Source organism: Pseudomonas sp. H3_A02 (assembly GCF_054671965.1).
In genome coordinates, this window is record NZ_CP162807.1 from 3556092 (window position 1) to 3571446 (window position 15355).

Annotated in this window: 12 protein-coding genes; 1 reads left to right on the plus strand and 11 read right to left on the minus strand. The window is 59.1% G+C overall.

Going from position 1 to position 15355, the window contains the following annotated elements; translation table 11 throughout:
• Positions 1-15 precede the first annotated feature (15 nt).
• From aceA to AB4N80_RS15855, 11 genes are all read right to left on the minus strand, one after another.
• On the minus strand, positions 16-1341 hold the full coding sequence (gene aceA, locus AB4N80_RS15805; protein ID WP_014337679.1) for an isocitrate lyase: 1326 nt from the start codon (positions 1339-1341) through the stop codon (positions 16-18).
• Positions 1342-1796: 455 nt separating this feature from the next.
• Complete coding sequence (locus AB4N80_RS15810; protein WP_305467624.1) at positions 1797-2558, minus strand: secretin N-terminal domain-containing protein; 762 nt, start codon at positions 2556-2558, stop codon at positions 1797-1799.
• A gap of 241 nt (positions 2559-2799) precedes the next feature.
• Positions 2800-3225 (minus strand): GNAT family N-acetyltransferase, encoded by a 426-nt coding sequence (locus tag AB4N80_RS15815; RefSeq protein WP_018609216.1) that lies wholly within the window; start codon positions 3223-3225, stop codon positions 2800-2802.
• On the minus strand, positions 3218-4384 hold the full coding sequence (locus tag AB4N80_RS15820; RefSeq protein ID WP_460082903.1) for a ribosomal protein uL16 3-hydroxylase: 1167 nt from the start codon (positions 4382-4384) through the stop codon (positions 3218-3220). The genes AB4N80_RS15815 and AB4N80_RS15820 overlap by 8 nt, the downstream gene beginning before the upstream one ends.
• A gap of 84 nt (positions 4385-4468) precedes the next feature.
• On the minus strand, positions 4469-5839 hold the full coding sequence (gene purB, locus AB4N80_RS15825) for an adenylosuccinate lyase (RefSeq protein ID WP_053123194.1): 1371 nt from the start codon (positions 5837-5839) through the stop codon (positions 4469-4471).
• A gap of 123 nt (positions 5840-5962) precedes the next feature.
• Entirely contained in the window at positions 5963-6586 is a 624-nt protein-coding gene (gene hflD / locus AB4N80_RS15830; RefSeq protein WP_060741554.1) for a high frequency lysogenization protein HflD, read from the minus strand.
• The gene (gene mnmA / locus AB4N80_RS15835) at positions 6583-7707 is read right to left on the minus strand and encodes a tRNA 2-thiouridine(34) synthase MnmA (RefSeq protein WP_305481835.1); all 1125 of its coding nucleotides are present in this window, start codon (positions 7705-7707) and stop codon (positions 6583-6585) included. The genes hflD and mnmA overlap by 4 nt, the downstream gene beginning before the upstream one ends.
• Before the next feature lie 59 nt (positions 7708-7766).
• On the minus strand, positions 7767-8213 hold the full coding sequence (locus AB4N80_RS15840; RefSeq protein WP_122568507.1) for an NUDIX hydrolase: 447 nt from the start codon (positions 8211-8213) through the stop codon (positions 7767-7769).
• A 207-nt stretch (positions 8214-8420) separates the two neighbouring features.
• Positions 8421-9338, minus strand: coding sequence for a hypothetical protein (locus tag AB4N80_RS15845; protein ID WP_122568508.1), 918 nt, complete (start codon positions 9336-9338; stop codon positions 8421-8423).
• 571 nt (positions 9339-9909) lie between these two features.
• A complete protein-coding gene (locus AB4N80_RS15850; RefSeq protein WP_354338271.1) occupies positions 9910-10791 on the minus strand; it encodes a hypothetical protein in 882 nt (293 codons plus the stop codon).
• A 598-nt stretch (positions 10792-11389) separates the two neighbouring features.
• Positions 11390-13615, minus strand: coding sequence for an NADP-dependent isocitrate dehydrogenase (locus AB4N80_RS15855; protein ID WP_305490788.1), 2226 nt, complete (start codon positions 13613-13615; stop codon positions 11390-11392).
• A 483-nt stretch (positions 13616-14098) separates the two neighbouring features.
• Between AB4N80_RS15855 and icd the strand changes: the two genes are divergently transcribed.
• A complete protein-coding gene (gene icd / locus AB4N80_RS15860) occupies positions 14099-15355 on the plus strand; it encodes an NADP-dependent isocitrate dehydrogenase (protein ID WP_053123183.1) in 1257 nt (418 codons plus the stop codon).

The window sequence follows — 15355 nt, forward strand, 5'->3', positions numbered from 1 at the left end:
CGTTTACCTCAAGGATCAGTGGAACTGTTCTTCTTCGGTGGAGCCGGTCAGTGCGGTCACCGACGAAGTGCCACCCTGGATCACGGTGGTCATGTCGTCGAAGTAGCCGGTGCCCACTTCCTGCTGGTGAGCCACGAAGGTGTAGCCCTTGGCGGCGTCAGCGAACTCCTGCTCTTGCAGTTTCACGTAGGCGGTCATGTCGTTGCGGGCGTAGTCGTGCGCCAGGTTGAACATGCTGTGCCACATATTGTGAATGCCGGCCAGGGTGATGAACTGGTGCTTGTAGCCCATGGCGGACAGTTCGCGCTGGAACTTGGCGATGGTCGCGTCGTCCAGGTTTTTCTTCCAGTTGAAGGAAGGCGAGCAGTTGTACGACAGCAGTTGGTCCGGGTATTCCTTTTTGATCGCTTCGGCGAAGCGACGGGCTTCGTCCAGGTCCGGCTTGGCGGTTTCGCACCAGATCAGGTCGGCGTACGGCGCGTAGGCCAGGCCACGGGCGATGGCCTGGTCGAGACCGGCGCGCACCTTGTAGAAGCCTTCCTGGGTGCGGGTACCGGTCACGAACGGCTGGTCGTACGGGTCGCAGTCGGAAGTCAGCAGGTCGGCGGCGTTGGCGTCGGTACGGGCCAGGATGATGGTCGGTACACCGGCAACGTCGGCGGCCAGGCGGGCAGCGGTCAGCTTCTGTACGGCTTCCTGGGTCGGAACCAGTACCTTACCGCCCATGTGGCCGCATTTCTTCACCGAAGCCAGTTGGTCTTCGAAGTGAACGCCGGCGGCGCCTGCTTCGATCATGCTCTTCATCAGCTCGTAGGCGTTCAGGACGCCGCCGAAACCGGCTTCGGCGTCAGCCACGATCGGCGCGAAGTAGTCGATGTAGCCTTCGTCGCCCGGGTTCTTGCCGGCTTTCCACTGGATCTGGTCGGCACGACGGAACGAGTTGTTGATGCGCTTGACCACGGTTGGAACCGAATCCACTGGGTACAGCGACTGGTCGGGGTACATCGATTCGGCGGAGTTGTTGTCCGCGGCCACTTGCCAGCCCGACAGGTAGATCGCCTGGATGCCGGCCTTGACTTGCTGCACAGCCTGGCCGCCGGTCAGGGCGCCCATGCAGTTGACGAAATCTTTCTCGGGACGGAAGGCTGGCTTGGCGCCCTGGGTGACCAGGTTCCACAGCTTCTCGGCGCCCATTTTCGCAAAGGTGTGCTCAGGTTGAACCGAGCCACGCAGACGGACGACGTCAGCAGCGGAATAATTGCGCTTCACGCCTTTCCAGCGCGGGTTTTCAGCCCAGTCTTTTTCAAGGGCTGCAATTTGCTGTTCGCGTGTCAGTGCCATGGAGATAAACCTCGTCGCATAGGTCTTGGTGGAAAATTCCTGCTCCTGCCGACCAGGGGTTGGCGTACAAGTCGGTTCAGGCGGGGCGGCGACGGGAAGAACGATGGGCTCGAGGGGAAAGTGAGCAGGTAGGGGCGAACTGCGGGCGCATTCGGGCGTCGTGGGCCTTGATACGAACTCAGAGTGATGCCGGGTTACCTAGTTACGCTTCCGTCCCTCGGGACAACTTCGTTCCAGTCGCAACCTCGTCAAACACACCTTGTGGGCGGTACAGACACGAATCGGCTCGCAGGGTAGTTGCAAGCGTCGACCCGAAGGCCCTTGCCAGGGCCCCTGATTAGCGGGAGCGAGGCCATCATGCCTTCGGTTTTTTGGCTCGTCAAACGTTTTGTAGTGCTTTTTTTATAGCACTACATCTTTGGTCTAATACGACTCATCAGTCAGTTTTTGGTGCTTCAGTTCAGGGTGTCGACCTTGACCCGCAAAATCATGTCATCGCGGCCCTGGGTCGAGTAGCTGCGGGTCAGGCCTTGTTTGTCGGCCTGAGTCTGGCGATTCACGCCGGCCAGGGTGATCCATTCGCCCAGGCGTCCGCTGACAGTTGTGTCGGTACTCTGAACGTTCACTACATCGGGACGTTCCTGGCTCATACGGTCACGGTTGGTACTGATGCTCAGATGAACGGTCTCGCCGGTGACGCTGGCCGTGACATAGAAACCTTGGGTGACGTTGCGGTATTCGGTCTGGCTTTGCATGCGCCCGTAGTTGTCGGTCTGGTTGCTGGTGAACGGCACGCTCTGGCCCACCTGGATCAGCGCTGGCTGGCCCTCGCTGGCCTGCACCTGCTGCACGCCGCCGTCACGGCTGGCGGTGCTGCGGTTGATGATGCGGGTCTGGCTGGGGGCTGCACCGTTGACCGAGTAACCCTGGTTGCCCTGCAGGTTGTTTTCGTTGGTGTCGACCGTGATCAGCAGGCGCTTGGGGGCGGTGTCCAGTTGGGCGAGGAATTGCCGGAGTTCTTCGATCTTGCCCGGCTCGGCGTTGACGATCAGTTGGTTGCCGTAGGCGCTGACCTGGCCGTCCTTGCCGATGAAATTCTGTGCCACCGGTAACAGGTCGGCGCTGGTGCGGTAGTTCAGCGGCACGATTTGCGTGTCCGCCATGACCGACAGGCTGCAGCCGAGCAGCAAGGTGGTCAGCAGGGTGCGTAAGGACATGTCCATTTCTCCGCGAGACAAAGGCTTGATATTGCCAGTTTGTCGGCCTGGGGTGGGGCAAGTTGAATGGTAGACGGCAAAACGCCCCGGCATCGGAGGATGGCGGGGCGTTTTGTGGTGTTCTTCAGGGCCTCATCGCGAGCAAGCTCGCTCCCACATTGGAATAGTGATGTACACGAAATCTCTGTTCACCGCAGGTCCCTGTGGGAGCGAGCTTGCTCGCGATGGCTGCGCTGCGGTGTCAGGCCGAATGGCGAACCATGTCCACATGAGGAATTCCGGCTTCCAGGAACTCCTCGCTGACCACCGCAAACCCCAACCGCTCATAGAACGGCGTGGCATGCACCTGGGCGCTGAGCATCTGCTGCTGGAGCCCACGCTTCTCGGCTTCTGCGATCACCGCATGCATCAGCGCATCGCCCACCTTCAGGCCGCGCCAGTCCTTGAGGACCGAGACTCGGCCGATGTGACCGTCAGTCAGCAGGCGAGCGGTGCCAATGGGAAAATCGCCTTCGAACGCCAGGAAATGCACTGCGCTCTGGTCATCGGCATCCCATTCCAGCTCGGGCGGAACGGACTGCTCGGCGATGAACACGGTCTCACGAATGCGCCGGATCTCGGCGTTATCCTTTTGCCAGTCTGCGACACGAACGTGAATTTTATTCATCGGCGAACCCCAGGCTGCCTTGCTTGACCAGCTCGCAGACCAGGCCGCGACCGTCTTCGTCGGCCAACCACGGGCCAAGGTTCTCGATGTGCAGGGCGTCGGCGGCACAGATCATCTTCAGCAATTCGCGCAGCTTGCCCGGCAGGTAACGGCTCTGGCCGCTGGCGAACAGCAGCAGGTCATCATCGACTTCCGACCAGGCAAGGCGCGCGCTCGGGTTGCGGATGATCACGGCGCCTTGTTCCAGGCTGGCCAGCAGGTCGTCTTCTTCCAGTTCCGGGCCCACCACCAGTTCCGGGTAGCGCGGCTCGGTCATGAACTGGCCGAACCAGGTCAGCAGCAGGCGTTCGTCGCTCATGTGCTCGGCCAGCAGGCCCTTGAGGCGGTCGAGGGCGTCGTGCTGGATCTGGTGCGGGTCGGCCACCGGGCGCGCGTCGGCATCGGTGTAGCGTTCTTCGTCCGGCAGGAACTGGCTGAGGAAGTCGGTGAAGTGGGTCAGCACTTCGGCGGCGCTCGGCGCGCGGAAGCCTACCGAGTAGGTCATGCAGTCGTCCACGGCCACGCCGCAGTGCGCCAGGCGCGGCGGCAGGTAGAGCATGTCGCCCGGTTCAAGGACCCACTCGTCGGTGGCTTCGAAGTCGGCGAGGATGCGCAGGTCTGCGTGCTGCAGCAGCGGGCTTTCGGAGCCGCACATCTGGCCGATCTTCCAGTTGCGCTGGCCATGGCCCTGCAGCAGGAACACGTCATAGTTATCGAAATGCGGACCCACGCTGCCACCCGGGGCGGCGAAGCTGATCATCACATCGTCGATGCGCCAGCTCGGCAGGAAGCGGAAGTTCTCCAGCAGTTCGCTGACTTCCGGCACGAACTGGTCGACCGCCTGCACCAGCAGGGTCCACTCGCGCTCCGGCAACTTGCTGAATTCGTCTTCGGCGAATGGGCCGCGACGCAGTTCCCAGGGACGCTCGCCGTGCTCGATCACCAGGCGCGATTCGACTTCTTCTTCCAAGGCCAGGCCAGCCAGTTCATCGGCATCGATCGGGCTTTGGAAGTCAGGAATCGCCTGACGGATCAGCAGGGGTTTTTTCTGCCAGTAGTCGCGCAGGAACTCCCGTGCCGTGATGCCGCCCAGGAGTTGCAGAGGAATATCAGGATTCATGTGTAACCTATTGAAAAAATATACTTTTCAGACGCGAATAAAAACGCCCGGCGCGGCCGGGCGTCTCAAAGGTAAAGCCGTGGATCAGATGCGCTTGGCTTGTGCCGCCGCGTTGCCGATGTAGCTGGCCGGCGTGAGCTTCTTCAGCTCCGCCTTGGCCTCGGCAGGCATGTCCAGGCCATCGATGAAAGTCTGCAGCGCTTCAGGGCTGATGCCCTTGCCACGGGTCAGCTCTTTCAGCTTTTCATACGGGTTTTCGATGTTGTAGCGACGCATCACGGTCTGGATCGGCTCGGCCAGGACTTCCCAGCAGGCGTCCAGGTCGGCGGCGATCTTCTGCTCGTTCAGTTCCAGCTTGCTGATGCCCTTGAGGCTGGCTTCGTAGGCAATGACGCTATGGGCAAAGCCCACGCCCAGGTTGCGCAGCACCGTGGAGTCGGTCAGGTCACGCTGCCAGCGGGAGATCGGCAGTTTGCTCGCCAGGTGCTGGAACAGCGCGTTGGCGATGCCCAGGTTGCCTTCGGAGTTTTCGAAGTCGATCGGGTTGACCTTGTGCGGCATGGTCGAGGAACCGATTTCGCCGGCGATGGTGCGCTGCTTGAAGTAACCCAGGGAGATGTAGCCCCAGATGTCACGGTCGAAGTCGATCAGGATGGTGTTGAAACGGGCGATCGCATCGAACAGCTCGGCGATGTAGTCGTGCGGTTCGATCTGGGTGGTGTACGGGTTGAAGCTCAGGCCCAGCTCGTCTTCGATGAAGGCGCGGGCATTGGCTTCCCAGTCGATGTCCGGGTAGGCTGACAGGTGGGCGTTGTAGTTGCCCACGGCGCCGTTGATCTTGCCCAGCAGCGGCACGGCGGCCACCTGGGCGATCTGGCGCTCCAGGCGATAGACCACGTTCGCCAGCTCCTTGCCCAGGGTGGTCGGCGATGCCGGTTGACCGTGGGTGCGCGACAGCATCGGCACGTCGGCGAAGCGGATCGCCAGTTCGCGGATGGCCTGGGCGGTCTGGCGCATCAGGGGCAGCATCACTTCATCACGGCCTTCGCGCAGCATCAGGGCGTGGGACAGGTTGTTGATGTCCTCGCTGGTGCAGGCAAAGTGGATGAACTCGCTGACATTGGCCAGCTCCGGCAGCTTGGCCGCCTGCTCCTTGAGCAGGTATTCGATGGCCTTGACGTCGTGGTTGGTGGTGCGCTCGATCTCTTTGACGCGCTCGGCGTGTTCCAGCACGAAGTTTTCGGCCAGGGCGTTCAACACCGCGTTGGCTTCGGCCGAGAACGCCGGCACTTCGCCGATGGCAGGGTGGGCGGCCAGGCGCTGGAGCCAGCGCACTTCAACCAGGACGCGGGCACGGATCAGGCCGTACTCGCTGAAAATCGGGCGCAGGGCCTGGGTTTTGCCGGCGTAGCGGCCGTCAACAGGGGAAACCGCAGTGAGCGAAGAGAGCTGCATAGGGTGTTCTCGGACAGTCGGGCAACGAAATGGGGCGCGTATCATACATGAAAACAATCGCCGGTCCGTCGCCAACTGACCGGCGTGTTACGCGTAACAAGCTAAAAAATGGGTTGAGGCGACTTATTCGTTGCGCATCAACGGGTAAAGCTCTTTCAGCAATTTGCGTCGGCTGATCACCAGTTGCCAGCGATGGCCACCCAACTGCCGCCACAGCCGTGCCGAGCGAATCCCGGCCAGCAGCAGGGCGCGGATCTTCGAGGCATTGCTCGGCTGTTGCAGGTTGCGCATGTCGCCATGCACCTGGATGCGCTGGCGCAAGGTGCTCAGGGTGTCCTGGTACAGCGAACCGCAGGCCGCGACGACGTTTTCGTGAGCCGGGCCGAAGTGCTCGACCTGGGACTGGATCTGCGGCAAGCGTTTGCCGATGGTCTCCAGCAGGTCGTCGCGCTTGGCCAACTGGCGCTCAAGGCCCAGCATCGACAGGGCATAGCGCAGCGGCTCGCGTTGCAAGGCGCTGGGATCGCGCTCCAGGGCGCCGATCAGCGCACGATAGCCTTCGCGCAGGTTCAGGTCGTCGCCGCCATAGACTTCCAGGGTGTCCTTGGGGTCGCGAACCAGCAGGCTGCCGAGCATGCAGGCCACGCCCGCTTCGGTGGCCTGGCCGGTCTTGGCGATCCTGTCCACCAGCACGGCAGCGAGAAACACGCCGCCCAATGCCGTCAGTTGTTCCTGGATGGGGTTCATGCCTTGCTGCTCCAGGGCTCTGCGACTTCGATCACGCCGCCGCCCAGGCAGATGTCGCCGTCGTAGAACACCACCGACTGGCCGGGTGTGACCGCCCGCTGCGGGTCGTCGAAGGTGGCACGGTAGCCTGTGGCGGTTTTTTCCAGGGTGCAGGGCTGGTCGCTCTGGCGGTAGCGAACCTTGGCCGTCAGGCGGCGTGGTTCGCTGAGGTCGACCGGGTTGACCCAGTAGATGTCGGAGGCGAGCAGGGCACGGGAAAACAGCCAGGGATGGTCGTTGCCCTGGCCGACGATCAGCTCGTTGTGTTCCAGGTCCTTGACCAGCACGTACCACGGCTCTTCCCCAGCGTCTTTCAGCCCACCGATGCCCAGGCCCTGGCGCTGGCCGATGGTGTGGTACATCAGACCATGGTGACGGCCGATGACTTCACCTTCGGTGGTCTTGATCTCGCCTGGCTGGGCTGGCAGGTATTGCTTGAGGAAATCGCTGAAACGGCGCTCGCCAATGAAGCAGATCCCGGTGGAATCCTTCTTTTTGGCGGTGGCGAGCTGGTGTTTCTCCGCAATTGCGCGCACTTCGGGCTTTTCCAGTTCACCTACCGGGAACAGTGTCTTGGCGATCTGCTCGCCGCCGACGGCATGCAGGAAGTAGCTCTGGTCCTTGTTTGGGTCCAGGCCCTTGAGCAGTTCGGTGCGGCCGTCGATGTCGCGACGGCGCACGTAGTGGCCGGTGGCGATCAGGTCGGCGCCGAGCATCATGGCGTAGTCGAGGAACGCCTTGAACTTGATTTCGCGGTTGCAGAGGATGTCCGGGTTCGGCGTGCGCCCGGCCTTGTATTCGGCCAGGAAGTGCTCGAACACGTTGTCCCAGTACTCGGCGGCGAAGTTGGCGGTGTGCAGCTTGATGCCGATCTTGTCGCACACGGCCTGGGCGTCCGCCAGGTCATCCATGGCGGTGCAGTATTCGGTTCCGTCGTCTTCTTCCCAGTTCTTCATGAACAGGCCTTCCACCTCATAACCCTGCTCGATCAGCAGAAGGGCGGAAACGGAAGAGTCCACGCCGCCGGACATGCCGACAATGACGCGCTTCTTGGGTGTGTCAGAAGGGGCTGGATCACGCATAGGAATTCAATGAGTGTCTTGAAAAAGGACGCGATTCTATCAGGCCCGGGCGCGCAAGGCTAAAGAGAAGGACGGATCAGCGTCAGACTGTGGTGGTGGCCGTCCAGATAATCGTCGATGCAGCGGATGATCAGCTCGCTGCGCCAGTGCTCGCGCTGTTCGAGCAGTTCGTCGCGGCTCAGCCATCTGGCGCCGAGGATGCCGTCGTCCAGTTGATACTCAGGGTGGTGTTTCAAGGCCTTGGCGGCGAAACAGACCCGCTGGTACGTCACGCCGTTGCTGGGGGCGGTGTACAGATAAATGCCCACCACGCCGGTGGGCTCGACGTCCCAGCCGGTTTCTTCCAGGGTTTCGCGCACGGCGGCTTCGATCAGCGTTTCGTTGGGGTCCAGGTGTCCGGCGGGCTGGTTGAGCACCGCGCGTCCGCCTTTGGATTCTTCCACCATCAGGAAGCGGCCGTGGTCTTCGACGATGGTGGCGACGGTGATGTGGGGTTGCCAGTCCATGGGGTCTCTATTTTCAGATTGGAATATGGGCCACTGTGGGAGCGAGCTTGCTCGCGATGGCGGTGGATCAGTCGATATTAAATGAACGATGGATCGCCGTCCCGAGCAAGGGCCCCTACAGGCAATTACGTCCTCCTTTTCAGCGAGACTGGTCTTGAACGTAAATTGCAGTAGCCCTTCGCAGGCCTGTGCGGGTTCTGATCATCCTTAAAGAGCAATGCATATCGCATTCGGAAATGGTTTGTTGCTGAGTGAGAAGTCTCGGATGTCACAAAGCTTGCTCGTAAATGATTCGATTGTCATGGTGACCTGTTTTTTTGATGCGTCGTGGTCAAATTTGACGATGGCGGTTGCCTCCGAAAATCCATCTTTTATCGTCAGGGTTGTGACTCCTGGTGGATAACCCTTTTCCGGTGTGAGGTAGCAGTCGGTAGATGCCCCAGCTCGTTTGTCAACTTTGTGCATTTCACCTGGAGGGAACTCTTGGTATACATCGCAGCCCGAGAAATAGAGGTTGACATTGAATAGCAGCGAGAATTTATCTGTGTTTTTGATAACGACTTGTGAGGCCTTTTTTTGCGGAGCAGGATGCACGGGGTCGTTTGAAGCATATTGAAGGACCTGATCGTAAGTCTGGGCCTCGAGTCGCCTATTGGTCTTATCTGTCTTTCGGTCGGCCTTTGTACCTGGCTCACGCATTTCAAGCTGAATTTTCATGGAGAAGTCATCGAAAATCCAAGGATTGGCCGTGACGCTAGCACCTGGAGAATTGGTTGAATAGGTGACCTGGTTTCCAAATTTGTTCAAATTGAATCTGTATTCGGCATGTGCGCTTTTAAATAGAAGCTCTTGGGAAGCTGTGATGTAGTTGTATCTCTGTCCGTGGTCGTTGTGGCGAACATCTGTAGAGCAGTAAAGGGTATACGTATCGGTGAATTCATCTATTTTAGGATATTCAAAAGGCTCGCCCTGGCCCTCTCTCTTGTATAGGGCGGGAGAGCCTAGCAGCTGTTGATTGTCGATATTTGCAATGCTGAAAGGCATTTGAGCGGTCATAGTAATTTGCGCATTCTTCTTCACAATGTGGACCCTCAGTGTATGAGCTGGGTGCTGAGTTTTAAGCATGTGTTGCTCGCTGAAAAACTCAAACCCTGGACAAGGATTGCTATCGCTACGTAGCGGATTCAGCAACCCGGTTTCGCTCCGCTTGAGGTCGCTACATCTTTAGGTAATCAGGATGACACCTGATCCGACGCTCTCTCGTTCTCTTGCCGAGACATCCCGCATCCCAAAAGGCTGAAAGGAGCGTGTTTGGGTCACGCCGGGGCCTTCAATCTTCATGGTCTATTTCATGCGCCTTCAGTGAAGAGGGCGTACTTAGAACGATGCTGTCAAGCCTAGGCTGCCTCCTGATTCTGTCAAGCTGATGCCGCGCACAGGAACAATGCCCCTATCTTGCTATGCGTTGGCCGCCACCCGTCTGCCGTTGCATCCACGTCATCTGAAAACGGCCTTGGTCCTCAGCGAGGGGGGCGGTAATGTGGGATTGCCAGTTCATGGGGGCCTTTATTTCTCAGATTGGAATTGGGCCATTGTGGGAGCGAGCTTGCTCGCGATAGCGGTGGGTCAGTCGATAATGAATGACCACTCGCCGTCCCGAGCAAGTCCCGCAGGCGGGTGCAAGATCCGGAGATCCTTAAAGCGCGATACATATCGCATTGGGAAAGTATTGTTCGAGGTATGAAAAGTCTCGGATGTCACACAGTCTGCTGGTGAACGATTTGATGGTCACGGTTACCTGTTTATTGAATGTGTCGTGATCGAACTCGACGACAGCCGTTGCTTCCGAGAACCCGTCTTTTATAGTAAGAATTGTGATGCCAGGGGGATAGCCCTTGTCCGGTGTGAGGTAGTAATCGGTGGCCGCGCTGGGATTGCCCTCGCCGTGTCGGTCAACCTTTTTTATTTTTTCTGGCGGATATTCTTGGTATACATCGCAGCCCGAAAAATAGAGATTTACATTGGATAAAAAGGAAAATCTATCCGTGTCTGCGATAACGATTTGTGACACCTTTTTTTTAGGAGCGGGATGCACAGGGTCCCCTGTAGAACATTGAATGATCTGACCGTTGAGCTGAACTTCGTACTCCCTGTTGGACTCATCTATTTTATGGTCGACGGGATCATCTAGTTTACGCATCGTAAGTTCAATCACGCGTAGAAAATCATCGAAGATCCAATAAAAAGCTTCGACGGAGGCGCCCGGTGAGCTGGTTGAGTAGGTGACTTGGTTTCCGAATTTGTTCGCATTGAATCTGTATTCGGCAGATGCGCTTTTAAACAGTAATTCATGGGAGGCGGTGGCGTAGCTGTATCTCTGGCCATGGTCATTGGTGCGAACATCTGTAGAGTATCTTCCACCCGAAGAGCTAAGCTTATTTATTTCGCGATATGCAAAGGGTTCGTTGTCGCGATCTCTAGCATATAGGGTTGGGGAAACTGTCAGCTCCAGAAAGCTCCAGTTCCCAATAGAGAAGTGCCGTTGAGCAGGTATGGTTACTTGCGCTTTTTTTTCCATTACGTGTTTCCTCAATGTACGCGAGTCAGGTGATGAGTTGTCAGCGCTTGTTGTTCGTTGAAAAAACTCAAACCTTGTACACGGATTGCTATCGCTACGTAGGCGATTTCAGCAGCCCGGTTTCGCTCCACTTGAGGTCGACACTGCTGCAGGCCCTTCCAGTTTCAGAATGACACCTGATCCGACGCTCTCTCGTTCTCTTGCCGAGACATCCCGCATCCCAAAAGGTTGAAAGGAGCGTGTTTGGGTCACGCAGGGGCCTTCAGCCTTCATGGTCTATTTCATGCGCCTTCAGTGAAGAGGGCGTACTTAGAACGATGCCATTGAGCCTAGGCTGCCTCCTGACGCTGTCAAGCAGTCTCTCTAACGCACGGTCCGTGGGCAGCAAGTGTCCTCGATTCAATAGTCAAGCACGGTCAACTGTGGGAGCGAGCTTGCTCGCGATAGCGGTGGGTCAGTCAATATCAATGTTGAATGCTACATCGCTATCGCGAGCAAGCTCGCTCCCACAGGGTCGGGTTCTGTCTGATGAATGGTGTAAATGCCGGAAACACAAACCCCGGCACAAGGCCGGGGTTCGTGGTGCTTCCTTACAACTTTATACCAGCGCAGCGATCGCCGCGTTGAAGGTGTTGCTTGGGCGCATGGCCTTGCTGGTCAGCTCCGGGTTGGCGAAGTAGTAACCGCCGATGTCCACGGGCTTGCCTTGGACGGCATTGAGTTCGGCAACGATTTTTTCTTCGTTGTCGGTCAATGTCTTGGCCAGGGTCGCGAACTGGGCCTTGAGGGCTGCGTCGTCGTCCTGGGCGGCCAGTGCCTGGGCCCAGAACAGGGTCAGGTAGAAGTGGCTGCCGCGGTTGTCGATGCCGCCGACCTTGCGCGATGGCGATTTGTTGCGGTCCAGGAACTCACCGGTAGCCTGGTCCAGGGTCTTGGCCAGCACCAGGGCTTTCGGGTTGTTGTAGGTCACACCCAGGTGCTCGAGGGACGCGGCCAGGGCCAGGAACTCGCCCAGGGAATCCCAGCGCAGGAAGTTTTCTTCCAGCAGTTGCTGGACGTGCTTGGGTGCCGAGCCGCCGGCGCCGGTTTCGAACAGGCCGCCGCCGTTCATCAGCGGCACGATCGACAGCATCTTGGCGCTGGTGCCCAGTTCCATGATCGGGAACAGGTCGGTCAGGTAGTCACGCAGCACGTTGCCGGTCACCGAGATGGTGTCCTTGCCTTCGCGGGTGCGGCCCAGGGTGAACTTCATCGCGTCGACCGGCGACATGATGCGGATGTCCAGGCCGCTGGTGTCGTGGTCCTTCAGGTAGGTCTGGACTTTCTCGATGACCACGCCGTCGTGGGCGCGCATCGGGTCCAGCCAGAAGATCGCCGGGGTGCTGCTGGCGCGGGCACGGTTGACGGCCAGTTTGACCCAATCCTGGATCGGCGCGTCCTTGGTCTGGCACATGCGGAAGATATCGCCAGCCTCGACGTTCTGCTCCAGCAGAGTGCGGCCGTTGCTGTCGGAAACGCGCACCACGCCGTTGACCTTGATCTGGAAGGTCTTGTCGTGGGAACCGTATTCCTCGGCTTTCTTGGCCATCAGGCCAACGTTCGGCACGCTGCCCATGGTGGTTGGGTCGAAGGCGCCGTGTTGCTTGCAGTCTTCGATCACCGCCTGGTAGATGGTGGCGTAGCAGCGATCCGGGATCACAGCCTTGGTGTCGTGCAACTGGCCATCGGTGCCCCACATCTTGCCGGAGTCACGAATCATGGCCGGCATCGAGGCGTCGACGATCACGTCGCTCGGCACGTGCAGGTTGGTGATGCCTTTGTCGGAGTTGACCATCGCCAGGGATGGGCGCGCCGCGTAGACCGCCTGGATGTCGGCTTCGATCTGCGCCTGCTGCTCGGCCGGCAGGGCCTTGATGCGGGCGTACAGGTCGCCGATGCCGTTGTTCAGGTTGAAGCCGATCTGCTCCAGCACTTGAGCGTGCTTGGCCAAGGCGTCTTTATAGAACTCGGCAACGATCTGGCCGAACATGATCGGGTCGGAGACCTTCATCATGGTGGCCTTGAGGTGAACCGACAGCAGCACGCCTTTTTGCTTGGCGTCTTCGATTTCAGCGGCGATGAAGTCGCGCAGGGCGTTTTTGCTCATCACTGCGCAGTCGAGGATCTCACCGGCTTGTACGGTGGTTTTTTCCTTCAGGACAGTGGCGGTGCCGTCCTGGGCGATCAGCTCGATTTTCACGCTGCCGGCGGCGTCGATCAGGGCGGCTTTTTCGCTGCCGTAGAAATCGCCGGTGCTCATGTGGGCCACGTGGGACTTGGAGTCCGCGGCCCAGGCGCCCATCTTGTGCGGGTGCTTGCGAGCGTAGTTCTTGACCGACAGCGGCGCGCGACGGTCGGAGTTGCCTTCGCGCAGGACCGGGTTCACGGCGCTGCCCTTGACCTTGTCGTAACGGGCGCGTGCATCTTTCTCGGCATCGCTGGTCACGGTTTCCGGGTAGTCCGGCAGTGCGTAGCCCTGGGCCTGCAATTCCTTGATCGCGGCCTGCAGTTGCGGCACCGAGGCGCTGATGTTCGGCAGCTTGATGATGTTGGCTTCTGGCGTAACGGCCAGGTCGCCCAGTTCGGCGAGGTGGTCGGCTACGGCTTTGTCACCCAGTTGCTCGGGGAAGCTGGCCAGGATGCGCCCCGCGAGGGAGATATCGCGGGTTTCCACGGCGATATCGGCCGAAGCGGTAAAGGCTTCGACGATCGGCAGCAGCGAATAGGTGGCGAGGGCAGGCGCTTCGTCGGTGAAGGTGTAGATGATCTTCGAGCGGGTGGGCATATTCGGATTAACTCTCTTCTTTGCTAAAGCATGCGCAGAAACTCGAGGGGCGCCGGGTAAGCGCGTTCGTTCAAAGTCATCCGTGAGCCGAATGTCGAGGTTTCTTCGCGGTGATGTTGGGTGCATCAGTCGAGCGTCAAGCGGTCGGGCCGCGGTAACGGTCCGGCTTTTAAGTTGGCGGAAAGTCCTGTGATAGAGCCGTCAGCCGTCGTGACCCTGTGGTCAGCGGCGGCATTATACATAGGTAGCTGGCGATCTGCCGATGGTTCATAGACTTCCGTACACGTCCATTGGTCTAAACGTCGCAGTACTCCTGGGGCAAACTATGCTCATGTTTGGCGCTTTTCCCTTGGTTTTCGCAGGTTGTACGCGGCGAAGTGCAAGACTTTGCCGCTGATGGGCCTAACGTAGGGTTTGCGCGCCGATTCAACTGGGGTACGCTCGAACGCAGCCAGATGTTCAATCCAAGCAATGGAGTTCAGCATGGGGTATCAAAAGATTCAGGTTCCAGCCGTCGGTGACAAAATCACCGTCAATGCAGACCATTCTCTTAATGTTCCCGACAACCCGATCATCCCCTTCATCGAAGGCGACGGCATTGGCGTCGATATCAGTCCGGTCATGATCAAGGTTGTGGACGCTGCGGTTCAGAAGGCCTATGGCGGCAAGCGCAAGATTTCCTGGATGGAAGTCTATGCCGGTGAGAAAGCGACCCAGGTCTACGACCAGGATACCTGGCTGCCCCAGGAAACCCTGGACGCGGTCAAGGACTACGTGGTGTCCATCAAGGGCCCGCTGACCACGCCGGTCGGTGGCGGTATCCGTTCGTTGAACGTAGCGCTGCGCCAGCAGCTCGACCTGTATGTCTGCCTGCGCCCGGTGCGCTGGTTCGAAGGCGTGCCAAGCCCGGTCAAGAAGCCTGGCGACGTGGACATGACGATCTTCCGTGAGAACTCCGAGGATATCTACGCCGGCATCGAGTGGAAGGCCGGTTCGGCCGAAGCCACCAAGGTCATCAAGTTCCTGAAAGAAGAAATGGGCGTGACCAAGATCCGTTTCGACGAGGATTGCGGCATTGGCGTCAAGCCGGTTTCCAAGCAGGGCACCAAGCGCCTGGCTCGCAAGGCCCTGCAATATGTGGTCGACAACGATCGCGATTCGCTGACCATCGTGCATAAAGGCAACATCATGAAGTTCACCGAAGGTGCCTTCAAGGAATGGGCCTACGAAGTGGCGGCCGAAGAGTTCGGTGCGACCCTGCTCGACGGCGGGCCGTGGATGCAGTTCAAGAACCCGCGGACCGGCAAGAACGTCATCGTCAAGGACGCCATCGCCGATGCGATGTTGCAGCAGATCCTGTTGCGTCCGGCTGAATATGACGTGATCGCCACCCTGAACCTGAACGGTGACTACCTGTCCGACGCTCTGGCGGCGGAAGTGGGCGGTATCGGCATCGCGCCGGGCGCCAACCTGTCCGACACCGTGGCGATGTTCGAGGCCACCCACGGTACTGCGCCCAAGTATGCCGGCAAAGACCAGGTCAACCCGGGCTCGCTGATCCTGTCGGCGGAAATGATGCTGCGCCACATGGGTTGGACCGAAGCGGCCGACCTGATCATCAAGGGCACCAATGGCGCGATTTCGGCCAAGACCGTGACCTATGACTTCGAACGGCTGATGGAGGGCGCCAAGCTGGTGTCGTCCTCGGGCTTCGGTGATGCCCTGATCTCGCACATGTAA